21 protein-coding genes are annotated in these 24,689 nt (G+C 64.3%); 7 read left to right on the forward strand and 14 right to left on the reverse strand.

Annotation, left to right across the window (positions count from 1 at the left end):
* Positions 1–169: 169 nt before the first annotated feature.
* The 9 genes from IVA81_RS12235 to IVA81_RS12275 all read right to left on the reverse strand — a co-directional run bounded on the left by IVA81_RS12235 (position 170) and on the right by IVA81_RS12275 (position 9,060).
* Positions 170–598, reverse strand: coding sequence for a TfoX/Sxy family protein (locus IVA81_RS12235; RefSeq protein WP_247316745.1), 429 nt, complete (start codon positions 596–598; stop codon positions 170–172).
* A 195-nt stretch (positions 599–793) separates the two neighbouring features.
* Positions 794–1,192 carry an iron-sulfur cluster assembly accessory protein gene (locus IVA81_RS12240; protein WP_247316753.1) on the reverse strand — a complete coding sequence of 133 codons (399 nt, stop codon included), beginning with the start codon at positions 1,190–1,192 and terminating at the stop codon, positions 794–796.
* A gap of 49 nt (positions 1,193–1,241) precedes the next feature.
* The gene (locus tag IVA81_RS12245; RefSeq protein WP_018323035.1) at positions 1,242–1,613 is read right to left on the reverse strand and encodes an SUF system Fe-S cluster assembly protein; all 372 of its coding nucleotides are present in this window, start codon (positions 1,611–1,613) and stop codon (positions 1,242–1,244) included.
* Positions 1,610–2,857: a cysteine desulfurase gene (locus IVA81_RS12250; protein WP_247316755.1), complete on the reverse strand. Its 1,248-nt coding sequence runs from the start codon at positions 2,855–2,857 to the stop codon at positions 1,610–1,612. The genes IVA81_RS12245 and IVA81_RS12250 overlap by 4 nt, the downstream gene beginning before the upstream one ends.
* Positions 2,854–4,158, reverse strand: coding sequence for a Fe-S cluster assembly protein SufD (gene sufD / locus IVA81_RS12255; RefSeq protein WP_247316762.1), 1,305 nt, complete (start codon positions 4,156–4,158; stop codon positions 2,854–2,856). Before sufD ends, IVA81_RS12250 begins: the two co-directional genes overlap by 4 nt.
* A gap of 11 nt (positions 4,159–4,169) precedes the next feature.
* Positions 4,170–4,922, reverse strand: a complete 753-nt coding sequence (sufC, locus tag IVA81_RS12260) for a Fe-S cluster assembly ATPase SufC (RefSeq protein ID WP_247316764.1) — start codon at positions 4,920–4,922, stop codon at positions 4,170–4,172.
* A 131-nt stretch (positions 4,923–5,053) separates the two neighbouring features.
* Positions 5,054–6,550 carry a Fe-S cluster assembly protein SufB gene (gene sufB / locus IVA81_RS12265; RefSeq protein WP_247316770.1) on the reverse strand — a complete coding sequence of 499 codons (1,497 nt, stop codon included), beginning with the start codon at positions 6,548–6,550 and terminating at the stop codon, positions 5,054–5,056.
* A gap of 125 nt (positions 6,551–6,675) precedes the next feature.
* On the reverse strand, positions 6,676–7,815 hold the full coding sequence (locus IVA81_RS12270; RefSeq protein WP_247316772.1) for a cysteine desulfurase family protein: 1,140 nt from the start codon (positions 7,813–7,815) through the stop codon (positions 6,676–6,678).
* 51 nt (positions 7,816–7,866) lie between these two features.
* Complete coding sequence (locus IVA81_RS12275; protein ID WP_247316773.1) at positions 7,867–9,060, reverse strand: acyltransferase family protein; 1,194 nt, start codon at positions 9,058–9,060, stop codon at positions 7,867–7,869.
* Positions 9,061–9,501: 441 nt separating this feature from the next.
* Between IVA81_RS12275 and IVA81_RS12280 the strand changes: the two genes are divergently transcribed.
* Both IVA81_RS12280 and IVA81_RS12285 read left to right on the forward strand, forming a co-directional pair.
* On the forward strand, positions 9,502–10,095 hold the full coding sequence (locus tag IVA81_RS12280; protein WP_247316775.1) for a LytTR family DNA-binding domain-containing protein: 594 nt from the start codon (positions 9,502–9,504) through the stop codon (positions 10,093–10,095).
* Between the two features lie 337 nt (positions 10,096–10,432).
* Positions 10,433–11,080 (forward strand): alpha/beta hydrolase, encoded by a 648-nt coding sequence (locus tag IVA81_RS12285; RefSeq protein WP_014495555.1) that lies wholly within the window; start codon positions 10,433–10,435, stop codon positions 11,078–11,080.
* A 165-nt stretch (positions 11,081–11,245) separates the two neighbouring features.
* On the opposite strand, the gene IVA81_RS12290 is transcribed toward IVA81_RS12285, so the two are convergent.
* A complete protein-coding gene (locus IVA81_RS12290; protein WP_247316777.1) occupies positions 11,246–12,004 on the reverse strand; it encodes an SDR family oxidoreductase in 759 nt (252 codons plus the stop codon).
* Positions 12,005–12,177: 173 nt separating this feature from the next.
* Here IVA81_RS12290 and IVA81_RS12295 point away from each other — a divergent pair, with 173 nt between their 5' ends.
* Positions 12,178–13,077 carry an AraC family transcriptional regulator gene (locus tag IVA81_RS12295; RefSeq protein WP_247316779.1) on the forward strand — a complete coding sequence of 300 codons (900 nt, stop codon included), beginning with the start codon at positions 12,178–12,180 and terminating at the stop codon, positions 13,075–13,077.
* 12 nt (positions 13,078–13,089) lie between these two features.
* On the opposite strand, the gene IVA81_RS12300 is transcribed toward IVA81_RS12295, so the two are convergent.
* From IVA81_RS12300 to IVA81_RS12310, 3 genes are all read right to left on the reverse strand, one after another.
* The gene (locus IVA81_RS12300) at positions 13,090–13,413 is read right to left on the reverse strand and encodes a multidrug efflux SMR transporter (protein ID WP_247316781.1); all 324 of its coding nucleotides are present in this window, start codon (positions 13,411–13,413) and stop codon (positions 13,090–13,092) included.
* 10 nt (positions 13,414–13,423) lie between these two features.
* Positions 13,424–14,101 carry a glutathione S-transferase family protein gene (locus tag IVA81_RS12305; RefSeq protein ID WP_247316786.1) on the reverse strand — a complete coding sequence of 226 codons (678 nt, stop codon included), beginning with the start codon at positions 14,099–14,101 and terminating at the stop codon, positions 13,424–13,426.
* 101 nt (positions 14,102–14,202) lie between these two features.
* Positions 14,203–15,306 (reverse strand): anhydro-N-acetylmuramic acid kinase, encoded by a 1,104-nt coding sequence (locus IVA81_RS12310; protein ID WP_247316787.1) that lies wholly within the window; start codon positions 15,304–15,306, stop codon positions 14,203–14,205.
* A gap of 165 nt (positions 15,307–15,471) precedes the next feature.
* Here IVA81_RS12310 and tyrS point away from each other — a divergent pair, with 165 nt between their 5' ends.
* The 4 genes from tyrS to IVA81_RS12330 all read left to right on the forward strand — a co-directional run bounded on the left by tyrS (position 15,472) and on the right by IVA81_RS12330 (position 20,729).
* Positions 15,472–16,725 carry a tyrosine--tRNA ligase gene (gene tyrS, locus IVA81_RS12315; RefSeq protein WP_247316788.1) on the forward strand — a complete coding sequence of 418 codons (1,254 nt, stop codon included), beginning with the start codon at positions 15,472–15,474 and terminating at the stop codon, positions 16,723–16,725.
* Between the two features lie 57 nt (positions 16,726–16,782).
* Positions 16,783–18,042: an MFS transporter gene (locus IVA81_RS12320; RefSeq protein WP_247316789.1), complete on the forward strand. Its 1,260-nt coding sequence runs from the start codon at positions 16,783–16,785 to the stop codon at positions 18,040–18,042.
* 219 nt (positions 18,043–18,261) lie between these two features.
* Entirely contained in the window at positions 18,262–18,666 is a 405-nt protein-coding gene (locus tag IVA81_RS12325) for a DoxX family protein (protein ID WP_247316790.1), read from the forward strand.
* 368 nt (positions 18,667–19,034) lie between these two features.
* Positions 19,035–20,729 carry a methyl-accepting chemotaxis protein gene (locus IVA81_RS12330; RefSeq protein WP_247316791.1) on the forward strand — a complete coding sequence of 565 codons (1,695 nt, stop codon included), beginning with the start codon at positions 19,035–19,037 and terminating at the stop codon, positions 20,727–20,729.
* A gap of 134 nt (positions 20,730–20,863) precedes the next feature.
* On the opposite strand, the gene IVA81_RS12335 is transcribed toward IVA81_RS12330, so the two are convergent.
* A complete protein-coding gene (locus IVA81_RS12335) occupies positions 20,864–24,664 on the reverse strand; it encodes an AsmA-like C-terminal region-containing protein (protein ID WP_247317815.1) in 3,801 nt (1,266 codons plus the stop codon).
* Positions 24,665–24,689 lie beyond the last annotated feature (25 nt).

Below are 24,689 nucleotides of genomic sequence, written 5' to 3' on the forward strand. Positions count from 1 at the left end.
GATCGAACGGCGACCCAGCTCGGGCGGCCACCCGGGCTGGGCCATTCCTCACGGAACGGCTCAATATAATCGATCGCCCTAATACAAGGGTGGGCAAAGGCGCGCAGCGCCGTGCCCACCATTCTCCAGCTACGATCGTGAATGGTGGGCACGCTCCGCTTTGCCCACCCTACCGCACCGCTCTCGCGGCTGCTTTCTTGGTCGATCTCTTCTTCGCTGCAGCCTTCTTTGCAACCTTCGCTGGCTTGCTCGTCGCCTTCTTCTCCTTCGGCCGTGTCTTCACCTTGGCACGCTGGGCGGCGGCGAGTGCCGCCCTCGCCCATTGCACCAATTCCTCGGAATCGTCGAACAGGCGCGCCGGCAGCTCCCAGTAGGAGTTGACCGTCACGGTCTTGGCGCGGGTCGAATACTGGAACGGCTTTGAGCCTTCGGCTTCAAAGTCTGGGATGGTCACCTCGTCGGCGCGGAAGAACAGGCCGGCCCGCAAGGCCAGGGCGAAGTTGATGCCATCGGCGGAGATGCCGTAGCCGGAGAACATCTTGCGGATGGTGACGGGGCCGAAATCGGCGAACAGGTCGGTCAGGAATTCGCGGTCCATGCGCACGCTCCCTCCTGCCCCAGCCGCAGCGCGCCCTGCCATAAGCGCGTTTACGCGCGTCTTCGACGCGCTATGGCGCTGCTGAGCCGGGGCCCAGTCCCTCTACGACGGGAAGTATAGCGTGGGTCCCGGCTCCGCGCAGCAGCGCAAGCGCGCTGCAGCGCGTCCGGGACACGGGAGAGCGTGGAGACGAAACTACCCCTCGATCTTCGCCGGGCGCAGCTCGACCGACTCGCCGCAGCCGCAGGCGGAGATCTGGTTGGGGTTGTTGAAGACGAACTGGGCCTGCATCTTGTCGGCCTTGTAGTCCATCTCTGTGCCGAGCAGGAACAGCACGGCCTTGGGGTCGACCAGGATCTTGACGCCCTTGTCCTCGACGACCTCGTCGGTCGGGCGGACATCGTGGGCGTATTCGACCGTGTAGGACTGGCCGGCGCAGCCGCCGTTCTTCACGCCGACGCGCAGGCCGACGATTTCGGAATCGGCGCGCTGGGTCAGCTCGGTGATGCGCTGGGCAGCAGCGTCCGTCAGCCGCATCACCTGCGGGCGGGGCCGCCGGGGCTTTGGTGTCGAAGCTGGTGTTGCCTGGGTCATGTTATGTATGTGGTCCGTTGCGGAGCGAATTCAATGCGAGCAGAGACCGTCACCACATGTTGAGGACGAGGCGCGCCTCATCGCTCATGCGTTCGGGCGACCACGGCGGCTCCCAGACGACCTTGACGTCGACCACGCCGACCCCGGGCACGCTGGCGACCGCGTTCTCGACCATGGTCGGCAGCTCGCCGGCGGCCGGGCAATTCGGCGTCGTCAGCGTCATCTGGACGTCGACGGAACGGTCGTCCTTGATCTCGACCTTGTAGATCAGGCCGAGCTCGTAGATGTCGGCCGGGATTTCCGGATCGAACACGGTCTTGAGGCCCGCGATGATCTCGGTGGTCAGACGCTCGGTCTCCTCCGGCGGCAGCGCCGAATGGGTCTCCATCGGACTAGCTTTGATTTCGGCCGTGTCACTCATGCGAACAAATCCCGCGCCTTCAAAAGCGCCTGTGCCAGATGATCGACTTCTTCCCGCGTATTATACATGCCGAACGAGGCCCGGCAGGTGGCCGTGACGTTGAACCGCTCTAAAAGTGGCATCACGCAATGGGTGCCGGCGCGCACCGCGATGCCCTGGCGGTCGATCACGGTCGCGACATCGTGGGCGTGCGCGCCCTTGAGCTCAAAGGAGATCACCGGGCCCTTGCCCCGCGCGGTGCCGATCAGCCGCAGCGAGTTGATCTCGCGCAGGCGCTCCTGGGCATAGGTGGTGAGATCGTGCTCGTGGGCGGCGATGCGTTCCTTGCCGATCGAATTGACGTAGTCGATGGCAGCGCCCAGGCCGACGGCCTCGACGATCGCGGGCGTGCCCGCCTCGAATTTGTGCGGGGGATCGCCATAGGTGACGATGTCGCGCGAGACCTCGCGGATCATCTCGCCGCCGCCGTTAAAGGGACGCATCGCGACCAGATGGTCGTATTTGGCCCAGAGCACGCCGATGCCGGTCGGGCCGTACACCTTGTGGCCGGTGAAGACGTAGAAGTCACAGCCGATGTCCTGGACATCGATGGGCAGATGCACCGCGCCCTGGCTGCCGTCGACCAGCACCGGAATGCCGCGGGCATGGGCGATCTTTACGACCTCCTTGACCGGCACGATGGTGCCGAGGGCGTTCGACATCTGCGTGATTGCGACCAGCTTGGTCTTGGCCGTCAGCAGCTTCTCGAACTCGTCGATCAGGAAGTTGCCTTCGTCGTCGACCGGCGCCCATTTGATCACGGCACCCTGGCGTTCCCTCAGGAAATGCCAGGGCACGATGTTGGAGTGGTGCTCCATGATCGAGATGACGATCTCGTCGCCTTCTCCGATATTCGGGCCACCCCACGAAGACGCGACCAGATTGATCGCCTCCGTCGCGTTGCGGGTGAAGATCACTTCCTCGGTTCGGGGCGCGTTGATGAATTGCGCAACCTTGGTGCGGCCACCCTCATAGGCTTCGGTCGCGGCGTTGGCGAGGTAGTGCAGGCCGCGATGCACGTTGGCGTATTCGGACTGATAGGCCTGCGTCATGCGGTCGAGCACGGCGCTCGGCTTCTGCGCAGAGGCGGCGTTGTCGAGATAGACCAGATTCTTGCCGTAGACCTGCATGGCGAGCGCCGGAAAATCCTGGCGCACGCGCGCGACGTCGTAGGCGCCGTTCTTGACCGCCGGATGCGTGCTCATGACCGCCGCTCCAGCCAGTGCTCGGCAATGCCGATCACGTGCTCGCGCAAGCCGTCATCGGCGATCTGCTCGATCGCCTCGCCTACGAAGGCCTGAATCAGCAGCGCCTGGGCCTGCTTCTCCGGCAGGCCGCGCGCCTTCAGATAGAACAGCAGGCTGTCGTCGAGCGCGCCGGCGGTGGCGCCGTGGCCGCAGGAGACGTCGTCTGCAAAGATCTCGAGCTCGGGCTTGTTGTCGGCCTCGGCTTCGTCCGAGAGCAGCAGCGCGCGCGTCATCATCTTGCCGTCAGTCTTCTGCGCGTCGGGACGGACGATGATGCGGCCCTGGAACACCGAATGCGCGCGGTCGTCGATCACGGCGCGGAAGATCTCGCGGCTAACGCAGTTCGGCACGGCGTGGTCGACCACCAGCGTGGTGTCGCCATGCTCGGTCTTCTGCAACAAGTTGACGCCGTTGGCGGAGAGCTCACTGCCCTCACCCGCCAGCGTGATGAAGCCCTGGAGACGGCTGACCGCGGCGCCGGTGGTCATGTTGAAGAAGTTGAACTTCACATTGGCACCGATGGTGACGAAGTGCGACGAGACGTTCACCGCGTCAGGCGCATCGTCCATCAGACGGATATGTGCGACGTCAGCATTGTTGCCGACAGAGACGATCACGGCGTCATTGACCTGGTAGGCCTTGCTGCCCGCCGCAACGAAGCTTTCAACGATGGTGGCACGCGCGTCGTTCCCGATCGTGACCTGCGAGCGGGTGAACGCCGACGCCGACGAAGCGGTCGCGATGTGAATGATCTGAATCGGCGCGGACAGCTTGGCGCCGTCGGCGATCGACAGCACGACGCCGTCGGTCGCCATCGCCGCGTTCAGCGCGATCACGGCATCGGTGGACGCGGTCTTCAGCAGACCGGCGTCCTTATCCAGCGTCTCCCGCAGCGTTTTGAAACCTGCTTCAGAAGCCAGCGCTTTGACGTCCGACAGATCGGCCGCGAACACGCCGTCGACCAGCACCAGCTTGCGGGCGCCGTCGATCGCATGCGCCTTCACCGCATCCGCAGCGCGTTTCAGCGCGGCCGCATCGGGCGCAGCCGCCAGCGTCAGTACCTCGCCGACCAATGCACGCAGGTCAGTGTATTTCCATTCCTCGATCCGGCGGTGCGGCAGGCCGAGACGCTCATACGTCTCGAACGCCTCGCGGCGCACTGCGGTGACCGCGGACGAACCCGGCAGCCGGCCCTCGGCGCTGGTGAAGAGATCGCTCACCGCGCGGCCCTTTCCGGTCTTTGCCACAGCAACGTTCATTGCAAACATCCTTACGCGGCATCCTCGAACTGGGCGTAGCCGGACGCTTCCAGCTCCAGCGCCAGTTCCTTGCCGCCGCTCTTCACGACACGGCCCTTCGACATCACGTGCACGACGTCGGGCACGATGTAGTTGAGCAGCCGCTGATAATGGGTGATCACGACCATCGCGCGCTTGGGCGAGTGCAGCGCGTTGACGCCGTCGGCCGCAATGCGCAGAGCGTCGATGTCGAGGCCGGAATCCATCTCGTCGAGGATGCACAGGCTCGGCTCGAACAGCGCCATCTGCAGCACCTCGTTGCGCTTCTTCTCACCGCCGGAGAAGCCGACATTGACGCCGCGCTTGAGCATGTCCTGCGGGATGTTCAGCGACTTCGAGACCTCGCGGACCTTCTTGAGGAAATCCGGCGTCGAATATTCATCCTCGCCGCGCGCCTTGCGCTGCGCGTTCAGGGCCGTGCGCAGGAAGTTCATGGTGGCGACGCCGGGAATCTCGACCGGGTACTGGAACGCCAGGAACACGCCCTTGGCCGCCCGCATATCCGGCGACATCTCCAGGAGGTCCTCGCCCCGAAACAGGATTTGGCCGTCGGTGACCTCATAGCCGGGCTTGCCGGCGATGACGTGCGAGAGCGTCGATTTGCCGGATCCGTTCGGCCCCATGATGGCGTGGATCTCGCCTTCGTTCACGGTCAGCGTCAGCCCGTGGAGGATCTCACGCTCCTCGACACGAACCTTCAGGTCTTTCACTTCAAGCAAAGCCATAATGTTTTTCCATCTATCCCCTCACCCTGAGGAGCGCCGAAGGCGCGTCTCGAAGGAATGAGGCCAACAATCTTGCGGTATCCATCCTTCGAGACGGCCGCTTGCGCGGCCTCCTCAGGATGAGGCCGGAGCTAGCCGACCGACCCTTCAAGCGAGATCGAGATCAGCTTCTGCGCTTCCACCGCGAATTCCATCGGCAGTTGCTGCAGCACGTCCTTGACGAAGCCGTTGACGACGAGGCCGACCGCTTCTTCTTGGCTAAGCCCGCGCTGGATGCAGTAGAACAGCACGTCCTCGGAGATCTTCGAGGTCGTCGCCTCGTGCTCGAACGTCGCCGAGGAGTTCTTGGCCTCGATGTACGGCACGGTGTGCGCGCCGCATTTGTCGCCGATCAACAAGGAATCGCAGGCGGTGAAGTTGCGGGCGCCGGTCGCCTTGCGATGCGCCGTCACGAGCCCACGATAGGTGTTCTGCGACTTGCCGGCGGCGATGCCCTTGGAGATGATCCGGCTCGACGTGTTCTTGCCGAGATGGATCATCTTGGTGCCCGAATCGACCTGCTGGAAGCCGTTCGAGATCGCGATCGAGTAGAACTCGCCGCTCGAATTATCGCCACGCAGGATGCAGCTTGGATACTTCCAGGTGATCGCCGAACCCGTTTCGACCTGGGTCCAGGAGATCTTGGAACGGTCGCCGCGGCAGTCGCCACGCTTGGTGACGAAATTGTAGATGCCGCCCTTGCCTTCCGAGTTGCCGGGGTACCAGTTCTGCACCGTCGAATATTTGATTTCGGCATCGTCGTGCGCGACCAGCTCGACCACGGCCGCGTGGAGCTGATTCTCGTCGCGCTGCGGCGCGGTACAGCCTTCGAGGTAGGAGACGTAGGAGCCCTTGTCCGCGATGATCAGCGTGCGCTCGAACTGGCCGGTGTTGCGCTCGTTGATGCGGAAATAGGTCGACAGCTCCATCGGGCAGCGCACGCCGGGCGGCACGTAGACGAACGAGCCGTCGGAGAACACCGCCGAGTTCAGCGTCGCGTAGAAATTGTCGGAGGTCGGAACCACCGAGCCGAGATACTTCTGCACCAGCTCGGGATGCTCGCGGATCGCCTCCGAGATCGGCATGAAGATCACGCCGGCCTTCTTCAGCTCGGCCTTGAAGGTGGTCGCGACCGAAACCGAATCGAAGACTGCGTCGACCGCGATCTTGCGGCGGGCCGGGTCTTCCTCGCCTGGCTTGGGTTCCACGCCTTCAAGCATGGCGACTTCCCGCAAGGGAATGCCGAGCTTCTCGTAGGTCTTGAGGATCTCCGGATCGATCTCGTCGAGCGAGGTGACCGTCTTCTTCGGCTTCGGCGCCGCGTAATAATAGAGGTCCTGGAAGTCGATCTTGGGATAGTCGACGCGCGCCCAGGTCGGCTCAACCATGGTCAGCCAGCGCCGATAGGCCTCAAGGCGCCACTGGAGCATCCAGGCGGGTTCGTTCTTCTTCTGCGAGATGAACTTGACGATCTCTTCCGACAGCCCCTTGGGGGCCTTCTCGGTGTCGATCAGGGTTTCAAACCCATAACGATATTGGTCGACGTCGATGCGCTTCACGCGCTCGACCGTCTCTTGTACGGCTGGCATTCCATCCTCCGCTCGCGGTTTCAAGGACCGCGGTGGATCAAACTCGGACGAGTATTACGATGTCTATTACGATGTTTTTTGGTGGAAAGCACGGGCTTAGAACCGTTCAAGCCGTGTTTCGTCGCTTACCCTTTAAGTAGGGTATTACCGAGCTTTCGCCAAGCCTCTAACGCCCTATTGATGTCATCTGGTCCCGTGGACCAGCCCAGACTGAGACGCACCGCTCCCTGGGACACCACCGGGTCATAGCCCATGGCCGAAAGAACGTGGGACGGCTGGACCTTGCCCGAGGAACAGGCCGAACCCGAGGACACCGCGACGCCTTCGAGGTCGAAGCCAATCACGGCAATCTCCGCCTTGAGGCCAGGCGCCGTGAACAGGACGGTATTTGGCAACCGTTCAACCTCGTCCGAGAAGATCGTTGCGCCCGCAATCCCCCGGATGCCATTTTCCAAGCGACTTCTAAGGGTTGCCATGCGCTTCGCATCCTCGCGCAGAGCCTGAAGCGCGGCCTTCACCGCCGCGCCAAAGCCGGCGATGCCGGCAACATTCTCGGTTCCGGCACGACGGTTGAGCTCCTGCCCCCCGCCCCGCAGCACCGGCTCCAGTCCGACGATCCCCTCGGCCACGACCAGGGCGCCGACCCCCTTGGGGCCGCCGATCTTGTGCGCAGAAAAGGTCGCAAGGTCGGCGCCTACAGCCTTGATGTCGAACGGGATTTTTCCCAACGCCTGGATCGCATCGACGTGCAGGAGGCCGCCAGCCTCGTGGACGATCCGTGCGGCTTCAGTGACCGGTTGGAGCGCGCCCGTTTCATTGTTCGCGGCCATGACCGAAACCAGCGCGGGCGGACCGTTCTTGAGCTGCGCCTTCAGATGCTCAAGGTCGATCAATCCGGAGCGCGTGACGCGGATCAGGCCGATCGTGGCACCCGGGAACCGGCCCCCTGCCAGCACCGAGGCGTGCTCAACCGCGGAGACCAGCAGCCGTTCGACAGGACCGCGGGACGGTCCACGCAGACCCGGTGAAAGTGCCAGCGCATTGGCCTCAGTTCCGGCCGAGGTGAAGACGACGTTCCGCGGCACCGCGCCGACTGCCAAGGCAAGTTCGGCGCGGGCCTCCTCGACCAATCGCCGCGCCTCCCGCCCCTCGGCATGGACCGACGACGGATTGCCGAGGAGGTCAAAGGCCGCGACCATGGCCGCCCGCGCCTCGGGGTGCAGCGGCGTGGTCGCGTTCCAGTCGAGATAGACACGGGTCGGCATCTCGCCCTCTTAGCACCTTTTGCCATCCGACCAATCGGACAGCCGCGCGCATCAGGCCGGCTGATGCTGCTCGATCCTGGCAACCGTCCGCGGCACCGCCCGCAATCCGAACAGCGGCCTCAGCCAGGCGATGCGCCGGACGATTTCATAGGTAGCGACACATGTGAGTGCCGTTCCGATGATGACAATGGAGGCCTCGATCCCGGCCGGGAGCCCGCTGTCATGCAATGCATGCGCGATCACGATGATCGCGGTCTGGTGCATGATGTAGTACGGGAAGATCGCGTCGGTCAGATAGCGGCGCACGGGAGTGTCGGTGGTGAGGTGACGTCGCGCAAAGCCCAGCACGGCGGCGATCGCGAGCCATTGATAGCAACCATAGGCCGAGGCCGCGAACCACTTCAGCGCGGACGACGGCGCGAACAGACCGGCGCGAACCAGGATGAAGGCAGAGAAGCAGGCGGCTCCAGCCACCAGTGCCGCCCAGCGCTGGCGCTCGACATTGCGCCAGATCGCCTCCTGCTTCGCCAGCAGGAAACCCAGCAAGAAGGCCGTCGCGTGGTCCGCATGGTTGTACCAGTCACCGAACAGCGCATGCGTCGACGGGAAAGCCGGGAACAGCACCAGGCGCCAGACCGCAAACAGCAGGCAGGGCACGATCAGGAGCCACGGCCCGGCGAGCGCGACAGCCAGCTTCCGACCAAGCCAGTCGGCGCCGGCCGGCCATAGCGCGAGCACGCCGATCAGGGCCATCGTGTAGACCCACAGATAGACCACGAACCAGAGATGGTTCCAGGTCGGCAACACGATGCATGGGTTCGGACAGAATTGCGCACCGAAGGCAAAGTAGTGCCTGGCGTAGAAATCGAAGAAGCCGGCGGGATAGCCGAGGCTTTCCACGATCTGGAGATAGGACTGCGGCGGCACGATCACGAGCATGCCAAAGATCAGCGGAATCAGCAGCCGGGCCGAACGCGCGGCGGCGAGCGTGGCCGGACTGGACTTGCCGAGCATGAAGCGGGTGGCAACCCCCGACACCAGGAACAGCAGCGACAGCCGCCAGGGGTTGAGGAACAACATCACGGGTTCGAGCCAGGTCAGCCGGTGGACGCTCTTGATGTGAAATCCCCAGGACACGTAGAGCATGCCGACGTGGTAGAAGATCAGCAACCCGAAGGCTAAAATCCGCACCCAATCCAGATCGATACGCCTTTCCGGGTTTTGGAATTGCTGTGGTGTTGTCATGGTTTTCTGCTCCTTGACGGGACGACAAATGCGGTTTTCGGGCCATGGCTGACACCGAAAATGCCCCGCCGACGGAGCGCGTCGAGCCGGTTTGGGATCAGAATCGGAGCCGAGGGGATGAGCCGCCGGCGGCTGGGACGAACAGCGGGCCTCTTGGGATCAGCGGCGGCGACCGGACGATGTTCGCTGCGATTGCGGCCGTGGCGCTCGCGATCGGAATCGTCAATGCGTTTTCGGGCGCTCAGGACGCCGCCTGGCGCGGCGACAGCTACGACATCGGCCGGCGGCTGTTCTGGGAGATGTCGAGCATCGCCGTCATCCTGCTGCTGCTGCCGATCCTGGTGCTGGCAGTCCGCCGCATGCGCCGAACACCCGGCCTCGCCGCGGGCGGGAATCGGGGCGATCGCCCTGCTCGGCTTCTCCGCCCTCCACATCACCGGCATGGTCTGGGTGCGGAAGCTTGCGCTTTGGCTGGCCGGAAGCGCCTACGACTTCCGTTTCTCGCTCGCGACGGTTCTGTACGAATTTCGCAAGGACGCCGTGGCCGTTGTCCTGATCGCCGGCACGCTCTGGCTGATCGAAAGCCGGCGTGAGCTGAGGAAGGCCGCAGTCGCTCCGTCGGCGCCGCCCGCCCCGCAACGCTCGTCGTCCCCCGATTTGATCTGGCTGCGCGATGGTACGAGTCGCATTCGCGTGGTGCCGCGCGACATAATCTGGGTCGCCTCCGCCGGCAACTACATCGAATACAGCCTCGCCGACGGCACCCAGCACCTCATCCGCGGCACCCTGGCAGCGGCAGAAAGCGAGCTGGCGCGCTTCGCCATCGTTCGCGTTCATCGGACCAGGCTTGCCAATCTCGACCGGGTGCGCGGCGTGGACCTCAAGGCGTCCGGAGATTTCGAGCTCGCCTTCGACAACGGGCAGACGCTCGGAGGCAGCCGGCGTTACCGGCCGGCGGTCGCCTCGCTCGGAAGCCGAGCCGCCCCGGTGGGAATCGCTCCCGTCGATCGGCCGGAGATCTATAAACAGTCGTGATTCCAATCGGTTGATCGGTGCGCTACGGCGGAGCAGCCGCCCCTGCCATCTCCCGATTGAACCCAGGCAACGTCTCCATCATCCGCGGTAGGCCGGGCATGACGCTGCGATGACTGGCTAAGCTCTTGAGCCCATTGAGAGATGTCGAAGAAGCTTGCTTTTTGACCCTCGCCTCGTGTTAGAAGGCGCGCATCAGTTCACCTGCGCGCCACTCGCGCATCATCCGAGGGCGCGCCTCTCCAACCTCCATTCGTGCTCTTGTCGGCGGCAACGCTGATGGAGCCACAATCGGTTGATTGCGCAGGGATCACCTCCAAGGACTCAATCAGAGACATCCATGCCTGAAGTTATTTTCACTGGCCCTGCCGGCCGCCTCGAGGGCCGCTATCACCCGGCCAAGCAGAAGAACGCGCCGATCGCGATGATCCTGCATCCGCACCCGCAGTTTCACGGCACGATGAACCATCAGATCGTGTACCAGTGTTACTACGCCTTCGCGCATCGTGGCTTCTCCGTGCTGCGCTTCAACTTCCGCGGCGTCGGCCGCAGCCAGGGCTCGTTCGACCACGGAACCGGCGAATTGTCGGATGCGGCCGCCGCACTCGACTGGGCACAGACCATCAATCCCGAAGCGCGCGCCTGCTGGGTCGCCGGCTTCTCCTTCGGCGCCTGGATCGGCATGCAGCTCTTGATGCGCCGCCCCGAGGTCGAGGGCTTCATCTCGATCGCACCGCCGGCCAATCTCTACGACTTCTCGTTCCTCGCGCCCTGCCCGTCGTCAGGGCTGATCGTGCACGGCGAGAAGGATGCGGTGGTGCCGCCCAAGGACGTCAACACGCTGGTCGAGAAGTTGAAGACGCAGAAGGGCATCGTGATCGACCAGCAGGTCATCCCGGGCGCCAACCATTTCTTCGACGCCAAGCTCGAGCCGCTGATGGAAACCATCACGGCCTATCTCGACATGCGCCTCGCCAACGTGCGCTGAGAGACTTGTAGCCCGGATGAAGCGCAGCGGAATCCGGGAAACTTGAACCGCCGAAAACGCCCCCGGATTGCGCTCCGCTCCATCCGGGCTACGGGACTGAGCTCGCCGCTCAAACCAATTTGAGCGTGCTGGAGGCTCTGCGCGTCCCTTGCGAAGCCGCTGCGGTTATAGCATCTGGCCGCCCGAGATATCGAAGCAGGTGCCGTTGGCCCAGCCCATGTCGTCTGAGAGGATTGCGGCGACCGCGCCGCCGATATCGTCCGGCAGGCCGACACGGCCGAGCGCGATACCCTGCGCGACGAAGGCGTTGACGGCCTCGTTGTCGCGCACAGCACCGCCTGCAAAATCGGTCGCGATCGCGCCGGGCGCGATGGCATTCACCCGAATCCTGCGCTCGCCCAGTTCGACGGCCATGAAGCGCGTCAGCACCTCGGTCGCCGCCTTCATTGCCGCGTAAACGCTGTAGCCGGGCAGAGTGAAGCGTACGAAACCGGAAGAGACATTGAGGATACGGCCGCCGTCCTTGATCAGCGGCAGAAGCTTTTGGGTGAGGAAGATCGGGCCGCGCAGATGTGTCGCCACCAGTGCGTCGAACTGTTCTTCCGTCGTCTCTGCGAAATTGGCGCGCACGCCTATCCCGGCATTGTTGACGAGATAGTCGAACTGCTGGCGGCCGAAGGTGCCGTGCAGCGCCGCAGCCACAGTTTCTGTAAAGCGCGGAAAGCCCGACGTGTCGGTGACGTCGAGCGGGATCATCGCGGCCTTGCCGCCCTTCGCTTCGATTTCGTGCTTCAACGCTTCGGCTTCGCCAGCGCCGGTGCGGTAAGTGCCGATGATGCCGGCCCCACGGCCGGCGAGGTGAAGCGCCATGGCGCGGCCTAGACCGCGGCTGGCGCCGCTGATGAGAGCGATTCTGTCAGTCATGTTCTGCCTTTGGGAGAGATGATGTGGCGAGAGGCAAATCACTCGCGATGAGCGCCGCCTGCCTCTGCAAAGTAGCTTCGGCCCGTCCCCCAAACCCGCCTGATCGGATCAACATCTTGCCCGATTGTCTCAACCGGCTTGTCCCCTGCCACGAGAACTGACATGGTCCGTGCATGACCGGGGTCTTCGAACCGCATCTTGACATCGCCTTGCGCCACGCAACGCCTGATACGGCGCACACGCCGATCCCGCGTGTCGAGCTAAGTGTCGGACATCCCTCGACCGGTGAGACGCCGTGCCTCTACCGGTCGATGGTCTGCTTCATCCTTCAGGGCTCCAAACGGGTCGCGATCAACAACAGCGTGCTGAGCTATGACAGTTCGCAATACCTGATCAGTGCCCTCGATCTGCCGCTGATGGGCCAAGTGCTCGATGCCGGCCGCCATCGCCCTTATGTCGGCGTTTCGCTGACACTCGATCCCGCCTTGCTGGCAGAACTGGCGGCTACCATGCCGCCTATGAGGGAGAGCGGCGGCAAGGGGATCGGCCTGTCGATCAATCCGATGACGGTCCAGCTTCGCGATGCGCTGCTTCGGCTGCTTTTGCTGCTGGACACGCCGGCCGACATTTCAATCCTCGCGCCCATGGTTGAGCGGGAATTGCTTTATCGTCTCCTACAAGGCCCTCAGGGACTCCTTCTCCGCCAGATTGCGCAGCCGGAGGGGCCGTTGGTCCGCATCCGGCGCGCCATCGCCTGGATCAGGGACAACCACGACCAGCAATTGCGGATTGATGCCCTGTGCGAGGCGAGCGGAATGAGCCGGGCGAGCCTGCACCGGCACTTTTCGGCGATCACCGGCCTCAGCCCGCTCCAGTACCAGAAGCAGCTTCGCCTGCAGGAGGCACGCCGTCTGCTCCTGGGGGGCGAGTACAGCGCATCGGACGTCGCCTTCGCGGTCGGCTATGAGAGCGCATCCCAGTTTAGCCGCGAATATCTCCGCCAATTCGGTGCGCCGCCCGCCCGAGACATTCGCCAGATGCGGGAACAAATCGATGCCGCATTGGCGGATTGATCCGCCCGTCCGCTAGGCAAGCTTCAGCGCGACGATCCCCATCAACACCAGCGCGATGCCCGCAAGCTTCGTCGCGCTCAAGGTCTCGCCGAACAGCACGACGCCCATGATGAAGGTGCCGGCCGCGCCTATGCCGGTCCACACCGAATAGGCGACGCCGACCTCGAGCACTTTCAAGGCACGCCCGAGCAGGAAGACGAACGCCGCGAGCAGCACGAGCGAAGCGATGCTCCAGCCCACGCGGGTGTAACCTTCCGCGTATTTCATCGAGATCGCCCAGCCGACATCAAGCGCGCCGGCGATCACGAGCATCAGCCAAGCCATGGACGGCGACATCGGAATGCGCTCAGGCCGCGAGCTTGAGCAGATGCGCGTCGTGACGGACAAGGAAGGCGCGCAACAGTTGCGGATAGTCTTCGTCGACAGCAGTGCGGACGCTTGGGCGCTTCGCCAGTTCGGCACGCCATGCACGAACCTTTAGCACATCCTTGAAGATGCCGTGCTCCGTCAGGTCGTCGAACAGGTCGAAATAACGGAAGACGGGTGCGAACACGGCGTCGACCAGACTGAACTGCGAGCCGGCGAAGAATGGCCCCTCGCCAAGCGCAGCTTCAACCCGCGCAAATTTTGCGACCAGCGCCTGACGCTTGCTTTCGAACGTCGCCGGATCCGTCGTCGTTTCCAGGCCCCAGAGATCGCCGAGGATCGCCGAGCCGAACTCCATCCAGGCACGGTGCTCCGCACGCTTCAACGCATCCACCGGATGCAGCTTCGCGCCGCCTTGCGTCTCCTCGATGTACTCGCAGATCACGTTGCTCTCGAACAGCGCGACCTCGCCCTCGTCGGTCGTCACCACCAGCACCGGCACCTTGCCGAGCGGCGACAGCTTTAGAAACCAGTCGGGCTTGGCAGCAAGATCGATATCGATCCGCTCGAACGGGACGCCCTTTTCCTTGAGCGCGATCACGGCGCGCTGCACGTAGGGACAAAGCTTGTGGCTGATCAGTTTGAGGGTAGCGGTCATGGCATGATCCCGAAGGTTTGATGCAACTGCATCCAACATTGATGCATTTGCATCCATTCGTCAAGTTCTATGCAACTGCATCAACCCCGGTTTGCTGGACCTCAGGGCCGCGCGATAACCCCGCCCGTCATCGGCATCGGTACGCCCGTGGTCGCCGGATAGGACAGCGGCAGCCCCTTCAGGCCTCGGGCGGCGAGGAAACCGAAGGCCTGAGCCTCGATAGCGTCGGAGGCCCAGCCGAGCGTCTCGGCGGCCTCGACGGTCGCCGATCCTACCCGTTCCCGGAGCATGCGCAGCATGGTGAGGTTGCGGGCGCCGCCGCCGCAGACGATCCAGTTCCGCGGCCGCCGTGGCAACAACGGGATGATGCGGGCGATCGCCGCCGCGGTGAAAGCGGTCAGGGTCGCCGCGCCATCGGCCGGCGCGACGCCGCCGAGCTTGAGCGCAGCGAAGTCGTTGCGGTCCAGCGATTTCGGCGGAGGCAACGCAAAGAACGGCAGCTCCAGCGCGCGGGCGATCCAGGCCCCATCGACCTTCCCGAGCACTGCGAACTTTCCTTCCGCATCGAACGCCTGGTTCATGGTGCGGTACATGAAATCGTCGAGCAGCGCATTGCCGGGGCCGGTGTCGCAGGCGATCAGCGTGTCGTTGCCGTCGATATAGGTGATGTTGGAAACGCCGCCGATATTGACCACGACGATCGGCCCTTCGCGGTCCAGCGAATGGGCGAGTGCGCGGTGGTAGACCGGCACGAGGGGCGCGCCCTGCCCGCCAGCCTCGACGTCGGCGGCGCGGAAATCGTGCATCACCGGGATATGGATCGCCCTGGCCAGTGCCAGCGCGTCGCCGATCTGCACCGTTAGCCGCTTCTCGGGGCGGTGCAGCACGGTCTGGCCGTGGAAGCCGACGATGTCGACATCCTCCGGCTTCATGCGGTTCTGGGCGAAGAAGGCGGCCACCGCCTCGGCATGCGCCTGTGTCACAGCGCGCTCGGCCTCGGCCAGAATCCCCGGCCGGGCATCGCGTTGCAGTAGGTGTACAGCCTCGGCGAGCGCCTGGCGCAGCAAATTGCGTTCAGCCGGGTGATAGGGCCGATAACCGGACGGCCCGAACGCCTTCACCTGCTTCCCGTCGGTCTCGATCAGCGCGACATCCACCCCGTCCAGCGAGGTGCCGCTCATCAAACCGAGTGCCGTCAACATCATGGGATCAGCGTCCTCAAACACCCTCTCCGGCATGCCGATCTTGTGCCAGAGGGACACATCTTATAATGCCACAGCGCCAAGTGGCGGGCGGCCATCGGGTTCCCACCCAAGACACTTAAATTGCCCCCAAAACAGTAAACCAAGAATTGTCAGGCACGCCGACAGATGACTGCATTTAAATCGGATTTCCTCAATATCCTGCAGGAACGTGGTTTCATCCACCAGTGCTCCGATTTCGAGGGGCTGGACGCGCTCGCCGCCAAGGGCGAAGCGACCGCCTATGTCGGCTACGATTGCACCGCCCGCTCGCTGCACATCGGCAACTATCTGACCATGATGATGCTGCACTGGCTCCAGGAGTCCGGCAACAAGCCGATCACGCTGATGGGCGGCGGCACCACCATGGTGGGCGATCCCTCCGGCAAGGACGAGACCCGCGCGATGCGCACCGTCGCCGAGATCGAGGCCAACAAGGAATCGATCCGCGGCGTGTTCGCAAAGGTGCTGCGCTATGGCGAAGGCAAGAGCGACGCCGTCATGCTCGACAACGCGGAGTGGCTGACCAAGCTGAACTGGATCGAGATGCTGCGCGACGTCGGCCGCCATTTCTCGGTCAACCGCATGCTGACCATGGACTCCGTGCGGCTGCGCCTCGAGCGCGAGCAGGAGATGAGCTTCATCGAGTTCAACTACATGGTCTGCCAGGCCTACGACTTCGTCGAGCTCGCCAAGCGCACCGGCTGCAAATTGCAGATGGGCGGCTCGGACCAGTGGGGCAACATCATCATGGGCGTCGATCTCGGTCGCCGCATGGGCACCCACCAATTGTTCGCGCTGACGACGCCGCTGCTCACGACGGCATCGGGCGCCAAGATGGGCAAGACCGCACAGGGCGCGGTGTGGCTGAACGCCGACCAGTTCTCGCCGTATGATTTCTGGCAGTACTGGCGCAACACCGAGGATGCCGACGTCGGCAAATTCCTGAAGCTCTTCACGACGCTGCCCATAGCCGAGATCAAGAAGCTCGAGGCGCTCGGCGGCTCGGAGATCAACGAGGCCAAGAAGGTGCTCGCGACCGAAGCGACGGCGCTGCTGCACGGCCGCGATGCCGCGAACGAAGCAGCGGAGACCGCGCGTCGCACCTTCGAGGAAGGCGCGCTCGCCGAGAGCCTGCCCACGGTGGAAATTCCGCGTGGCGAGCTCGACGCCGGCCTCGGCGTGCTCAACGCTTTCGTCAAGGCCGGCCTCGTCGCCTCGAACGGCGAAGCACGTCGCCAGATCAAGGGCGGCGGCCTGCGCGTCAACGATGCGCCCGTTACCGACGAGAAGATGGCACTGTCGGCAGGCAATCTGACGCCGGAAGGCGTGATCAAGCTGTCCTTCGGCAAGAAGAAGCACATCCTGATCAAGCCTGCATAGGCGTATGAGCTTTTCGCTGCTTGTCAGGGTGCGCTGAAGCGCGCTCCCTGACCGGCAATGGATCAGAACACGCCCAGGGAAACGAGCAAGGACGGCGTCGCGACGCCGCCGCAAAGCGCCGTGCGCACCGCGCTTGTCGTGCTCGCGCTCTGCTTCACGCTGGCCGTGCTCGGCCGCGGGCTCGGCGACAGTTTTACGGTGTTCCTGAAGCCGATCTCGGAGAGCTTCGGCTGGGACCGCGCGCAGATCGTCTCGGTCTATTCGCTCACCTGGCTCGCGAGCGGTCTCACCGCGCCCTTCGTCGGCCGTCTGTTCGACCATTCCGGACCGCGCATCGTCTATGCGCTCGGGCTGCTGCTGCTCGGCGCGGCGTTCCTGATCGCGGCCCACGCCCAGCATCTCTGGCAGTTCCAGCTTTCGATCGGCCTCTGCGTCGGCATCGGCGTCGCCTTCATCGGCATCGTGCCGAACTCGATCCTGCTCGGCCGCTGGTTCGGGCCCCGTCTGCCGACCGCAATGTCGGTGGTGTATTCGGCAATGGGCGGCGGCGTGCTGGCGTTGCTGCCGGCATCGCAGCTCTTGATCGACCACATCGGCTGGCGCGACACCTATCAGCTGTTCGGCCTCGCAGCATTGGGCCTGCTGGTCCCGCTGATGCTGCTGCCGTGGCGGCTGTTCGCCGCGGGCTCGCCGCATGTCGTGAAGAAGACCGATCCCGACTTCGTTGACAATGGCTGGACGCTTCTCGGCGCCATGCGCCACCACGCCTTCTGGGCGCTGTTCGCGACCTTCTTCTTCACCGCCGTCGGCATGTACGCGATTGCCGCGCAGATCGTGGCCTATCTGATCGATGCCGGCTTCCCGCCGCTGCAGGCTGCGACGGCCTGGGGTTTTTCCGGCGTCGTCCTGGTGTTCGGAATGCTTGGCGTGTCCGCGCTCGACGGGCTGATCGGGCGGCGGCCATCGGTGCTGCTCAGCTACGCGATCTCGATCATCGGCATCTTCCTGCTCTGGCTGTTGCAGTATTCGCCGAACATCCTCCTGCTCACCGGGTTCATCGTCTGCTTCGGCAGCATGATGGGCTCGCGCGGCCCGCTGATCAGCGCCACCGCAATGAGGATCTTCCAGGGCAAGCGCGTGGGAACCATCTACGGCACGATCTCGATCGGCAGTGGCCTCGGCTCGGCGTTCGGCTCCTGGAGCGGCGGCCTGATCCATGACGCGACCCATGGCTACAACGCGCTGCTTGCCTTCGCGCTTGCGAGCGTCGTGCTCGGGATGATCCCGTTCCTGATCGTGCCCGCCTTACGGCGGTAGGTGTCTCAGAGGTAACCTGCACGCATTGACGTCACCGGACAATTACGGATGGGCGTGAGGCGAATACACTCAAAAAACGCGGATCGCACGCGGCTGAAACCTCCGCCCGCGTTGTTTTGTCCGTCATGACAAAAATGTCAGCGCAAATTGACGCGGAGCCGCTTGCGGGGTCGAACTGAATACGGTCCAAGTCGCGCATTGGATGGAGGGCACAAACCAATGGACTTTCCCTATCTCACTCGCTTTCAACCGGTTCTCTTGAGCCTGTTTCGCTTCATCACGGGGTTGCTGCTGTTTCAGTACGGCGTCGCCAAGATCTTCAAGTTTCCGGTGCTTCCCTACTTCGCCAACATCCCGCCGCTGATCTACGCGGCTGGCGCGCTTGAGCTCGTGCTCGGTGCGCTGCTGATGCTCGGCCTGTTCACCCGCCTCACCGCTTTCATCCTCGCCGGTGAAATGGCCTTCGCCTACTTCATGGGCCACATGCTCAAGGGCGAAACGCCGGTGTTCCTGCCGCTGCTCAATGGCGGCACCGCCGCGATCCTGTTCTGCTTCGCCTGCCTCTATCTGTCGGCGGCCGGCGGCGGCTCGGTCAGCGCCGATGCAGCGATGGGCAAGAAATAGCGGCGCGTACGCGTCCATAATTGACCCGCAAGCAGGACGGCACCGGCAGATCCGCCGGTGCCGTCTCAGCGCGCCCCCAGCACGTTCCAGATCAGAACGAGGGCCGCGACGAGCAGCACGGACATGATGATGCGGTGAGCGAATCGGTTCACTGCCGCTCCGGCCGCGCTTGATCACCACCAACTTCCGACATCATTTGTCTCCGCGACCTGACCCGCCACGCGCGGCGAGGCGCGTTCGGCCTGCATGTTTGCGCACGCGGCTGCAGACGCCGCGCGCGGCAGCACGTCGCACGCGTCCATTCATGATTGGTAAGAACTTCATGCTACCGACGCGAGCAATAACAACCATTTCCCATCGAGGCTGCGATGAAGCTGCTGAGTCACCTCAAGATCCGCACCAAGCTTGCCAGCATGGTGTGTCTCGCCGCGCTCACGGTTGCGGCCATCATCGGGGTATCGGCCGTGCTCAGCAAGAGCCGCATGATGGAGGATCGGGTCCAGCAGATGCGGACCGCCGTCGAGCTGCTCTACAACTACGCGCAATCGCTTCAGGATGAGGTTACCGCCGGCAAGCTGACGCTGGCCGATGCCAAGGCCCAGTTCCATCAGCGCGGCCGCCGCATGAACTTCAACGGCAACCAGGGCTATCCGGTGGTCTACAATCAGGACGGCTCCCTGGTCGTGAACGGCGCCAACCAGCAGCTCGAAGGCAAGATCACGGGGGCCAAGGACTCCAACGGCGTGCTGATCGCGGACGCCATCATCAAGGCCGGCAGCGACACCGCGCAGGGTGGCGTGGCCTCCTATCTCTATCCCCGTCCCGGCCAGACCGAACCTGTCCGCAAGACCGTATTCGCGCGCAAATTCGCGCCCTGGAACGCGACCATCAGCTACGGCCTCTACGTCGACGACATCGACGCCGACGTGCGCGCGCTGACGCTGGAGCTGGCCGCGATCGGCATCGGCCTGATGCTGCTGATGGCGGCGCTGTCCTGGCTGATCGCCCGCGACGTGCTCAGCGCGCTTGAGCGCCAAAAGAACCGCATGCAGGAGATTTCCGAAGGCGCCATCGACAAGCCGGTCGAGGAAACCGGCCGTGGCGACGAGATCGGCCGTATGGCCGAGACCCTCGAAGTGCTGCGTCAGACGGCTTTGACGGCGCGCTCGCTGGAAGCCGAACAGGTCGCCACCAAGACGCAGACCGAGCAGGAGAAGCGCGACGCCCTGATCGCGCTCGCCGACCGCTTCGACGCCTCCGTCGGCCAGCTCGTCGGCCTGATGGCGTCCGGGTCCGGTGAGCTCGAGACCACCGCCAAGTCGATGTCCTCGACCGCTGAAGGCACCAACCGCCGCGCCGCATTGGTCGGCTCGGCCGCCACCGAAGCCAGTCAGCGCGTCCAGACCGTCGCGGCTGCCGCCGAGGAGCTCTCCTCCTCCATCACCGAGATCAGCCGCCAAGTCGCCCAGTCCGCAGAAGTCACGGGACGCGCGGTCGACAGCGCGCGCCGCACCGACACCATCGTGCGTGCGCTCTCGGACGGCGCCCAGCAGATCGAACACGTCGCCGAGCTGATTTCCAACATCGCCGCCCAGACCAATCTGCTCGCGCTCAATGCCACCATCGAGGCCGCGCGTGCCGGCGAAGCCGGCCGCGGCTTTGCCGTCGTCGCTTCCGAGGTGAAGTCGCTCGCGAGCCAGACCGCGGAAGCCACCCGCGAGATCGGCGACAAGATCGCCCAGATCCAGGGTGCGACCAAGGAGGCCGTGGACGCGATCGGCGGCATCACCGCCACCATCGAGGAGGTCAGCCGCATCGCGACCTCGATCGGCGCGGCCATCGAGGAGCAAGGCGCCGCCACCGCCGAGATCGCCCGCAGCGTCTCGCAGACCGCGGAGGCGACCAGGGAAGTCACCACCAATATCGGCGGCGTCTCGACCGCTGCGAACGAGACCGGCAATGCCGCCGGAATGGTGCTCGCCGCGGCCTCGAACCTCTCCAAGCAAGCCGAGCAGCTCTCCGGCGAAGTCGGGACGTTCCTCGCAGGCGTGCGCGCGGCGTAGTCTGCACTCAGCACTCCAAACCATGGCCGTCATGCCCGGGCTTGTCCCGGGCATCCACGTTCTTCGTGCTATGTGGTGAGGCGTGGATGGCCGGGACTTGTCGCGGCCATGACGCGGAGACAGCCGTCCCGCGCTTACCGCCGTGCCAGGCTGCAACCGCTCGACAGCTGACGCGCCGAGCCGGTCGAGCCGTCGTTCGACTGCGAGGGGAATTCCTCGAATGGCGAGTTCTGCTTGCCGGTGTTGAACTCGAAGATCTTGCGGAACAGGCCGGGCGCCATCGCCGAGATTGGATTGACGCGCATCACGGGCGCCGCTGGCGTGCCGACCACCTCATAGGTCACGCCGATCAACCCTTCATTGTTGCCGCCGCCGAGGAAGATTCCGAACAGCGGGATCTGGCCGAAGATGTTGTTGACGCCATACATCGGCACGAAGGTGCCGCTCATGCAGACCTGGTTGCCGGGATAGTCGATCGAGCCCTCGATGGTGGCGCCGATCATCGGGCCCTTGACCACGCCGTCGCGGATCGTGAGCGCGCCGTTCTGCCGGGTGAACTCGGCGCGGAGCGCACTGAAGGAGACGCCGTTCCCGGTGCCGTTGGGCGCGCCGGCGGCGACGCGTTCGAGCTGCGCCTCGCCCTTCACCGTGAAGTCACGGACATTGATGAGGCCCTCGCGCGAGGTGTTCGGCTCCGAGGCCGGCGGCTCCATCGCCACCACCATCTGGCCGCCGACCGCCTTGGTGTAGGTGTCGGTGAAGCGCAGCAGCGCGCCGGCATCGTTGGTCTGGAGGTAGATCACCTCGCGGCTGCCCTGCGCACGCCCGCCGCGCAGATCGGCCGCCACTGGCGTATCGCGGCCGATCTTGCCGCTCAGGGTAAAGGCCTTGATGGCGCCGTTGCGCTTCGACATCTTGGCATCGACGCTGCGCATCGCCTCACCATTGAAACCGGCGACGGCACCCAGCTTCACGTCGATGTCGAAATCGACGTTCTTCATCTTGTTCTTGGAATCGTCCTTGGAATTGCCTGAAATCGCCGACTTCAGGAAGCCGCGGCCATCGAACACGTCGCCGCGCATGGTGCCCCTGATGACGCCGTCCTGACCACGCTCAGCCTTCAATGAGGTCTTGTCGCCGTCAGACGGCGAATAGGTCGGGAAATTCACGTTCATGAGGTCGCCATTCGCGTCGACCTCGAGCGAGCCCTTGATCGAGGCGCCGCCGCCTTCGATGACGATGTCCTCCAGGCGCGTCGATTGCGCGGTCGGCACGACCTTGAAGCTGGCCTTGCCTGATTTGCCCGGCAGCTTGACCCAGCCCGGCAGGATATTGTCGAGCTTGACCGACGTCAGGTCGGCCTCAACGCCGAGCTTCGTCGTCTGGTCGGGACCGCCGGCGATCTTGCCAGAGAGCTTGATCGGCAACGATCCGCTGATGGCCGGGCCAAGATCGAATCCCAATCGCGCCCGGCTCGCATCGTCCAGCGTCGCCTGCAGTCTGACATCAGCATCGCCTTCGGTCGGCTTGCGGTAGTCGAGCGAGGCCGCCTGGCCGTTGATCTTGACGTCGCCCTTGACCTGATAGCCCTGGTTGTTCGCGACGATCTTGAGATTGTTGGCCTCGAGCTTCTGGTTCATCACCAGCTTGTCGGCGGCAAAGCCGTTGAGGTCGGCCGACACGGCATAGGTCGTGTCAGACTTGGTCAGTTCGCCCTTGACCGGCATGCCGAGCTGGATGTTCGCCGTGAATGTCCCCTTGCTGGTGTTGGGGTCGACGACTGTCGACGACAGATCGCTCAAGCGATCATTGGAGAGCATTTCGGCCGCTGCTGGCACCGGTCCCTCGACGCGAAACTTCGTTCGCGATGGCGAGGGCTTGGACGCCATGTCAGGCACTTCGAAGACGAAATCGGAAATCGTGACCTTGCGGCCGGCCGGCGTATCGGCAATGCCCTGGCTGATATTCACGGTGGCGGTGCGGCCGGTCACGCGCGCCTTCAAATCGGCATCGTGCACGACAGGCATGCCGTCCACGGGACGCACCGCGACGCCGCTCGCCACGATGTTGACCGAGAGGCCGTCGTCGGGAATGGGCGGGCCCTTGCGCGGAAGGTTCTTCGTCGGCGAATTGACGCCGATCTCGATGCGCTGAAGCGTACCGCGCTCGATCCGCTCGATCACCCATTCGCGCAACTCTGGAACGACCAGCGTCGGCCACATCCGCTTCAGCGCCGAGGCCGACATCGGCGTTCCCGCAAAGCCGAGCGTCAGGCGCGGCTCGCCCGAATAGTCGATGGCACCGGTGCCGGCGACGCCGATCTCGCCATTGCTGATGTCGGCCTGCGTCAGCAGGAAGCGCTTGTGGTCGGTGTCGAAACGGAAGCCGATCGCGATGCGGTTGAAGACGAGCGGCGGCTCGTTGTCGATGCCGCCGAGCAGGATCGAACCGCCGCTGAAGCCGAGTTGCCAGTCGTTGACGGTGCCGTTGGGCGGCTCGACATGGGCCAGCAGCGTCAGGCGGTTCGCGCCCGACAGGATCTTGAACGGTGCGACCAGCACCCGGCGATTGGCGTCCCACTCGACGTTGATCTCGGCCTGGTCGATCGCCATCGGATAGTCGGGCGTGTCGGTGTCGATGATATTGCCCGCGCCAACGGCGATCTTGCCGCGGAAGAATGTCGGCACGCCATCGCGGCCAAGCTCGCCCTTGAGTTCGCCCGTCAGCGGCAGGTCCGCCGTGTAGGTCAGGTCCTTGACCCGCAGCGCCAGCAGAATGTTGGAGGTCGAGACCTTGTCCGCCTTGATGTCGACCGAGCGCACGCCGTTCTCGGCCGGCCCGATCGTGGCGCGCAGCATCCACGGGCGCGCGCCCTCCTCGCCGAGGCTCAGCGTAACGCCACCGCGGCTCGGGCGGCGCAGGCTGAGCGTGATGTTCTCAAACGACCATTTGCTGCCGCGCTGCTGATCGTCGACGATCAGATTGCCGTTCTTCAAACCGATCTCGTTGAGGTTCTGGCCGTCGAGACCGGTCATGCTCAGACTGTCGAGCCAGTCGAGGCCCTGAAGGATGCCGCTCTGTGCGCTCGCCTGAGGCGCGGCCTGGGAGGGGTCTGGGGACGCAGGCGCTGTGGCGAAGGGCGGCGGCGGGACGCCATTGCGCGGGAATGTCGGCGGCAGGCCCGCGTCCTTCTTCGAGGCGACGCCGGTTGCCAGTGGCTTTGCGGTATCGCCAGCGGATACGGTGACAGTGCCGTCGGGCGCGATGCGGATCGCGAGCTCGGCATCGACGAGATTGAGGCTTTCCGCACGCAGATGCCCCATCAGCAGGCCCGCACCCGACAGCTTCACCTCGGCCTTCGGCGCGCTGGCGACGACGGCGTGATCGCGGTCGCGGACGATGATGTCACGGATACGGACGGCGATGCGGATCCGCCCGGCCCGCTCGATCTGGGTGCCTCCTATCTCAACCGTGTTGCCGTGACCGATATTGTCCTCGATCGCGGCCGCCAGCCACGGCGTTGCGATGTCGAGATTGATGGGACCGGCACCGAGCCGCCACCACAGCGCACCGAAACAGCCGACGAAGATGACGGCGAGAGTCCCGACGACAAGGACGAAACGCTTCAGCCAGCGATCGGCGGCGAGCCAGCGGCGCAACGCCCCAAACCCGTCACCGAAGCGATGAAAGCCCGAATTGGAACGCGACAACAGCCGGCGCGCGCGATAGCCCGCGGCCGCCTCCTGATCCGGGTCCCAATCGGCGTCGTCCCATTCCTGCGGCTGTTGCTCGCCGCCGCGCCGATCGAAGTCCCGGTTGTAATCCTGGGGCGACTTATTCCTTGCCATTGCCTCTCGATACAGGCGCCCGTCATAGGATTGAGCGCCGCCGGGACCGCAGCCGCCCTCGGGAAGCGAAGCTCCCTGCGCCGGCATTGCAGCCATACCTCGAATCTTCCTG

This window comes from Bradyrhizobium sp. 141 (assembly GCF_023074055.1).
GTDB lineage: Bacteria > Pseudomonadota > Alphaproteobacteria > Rhizobiales > Xanthobacteraceae > Bradyrhizobium.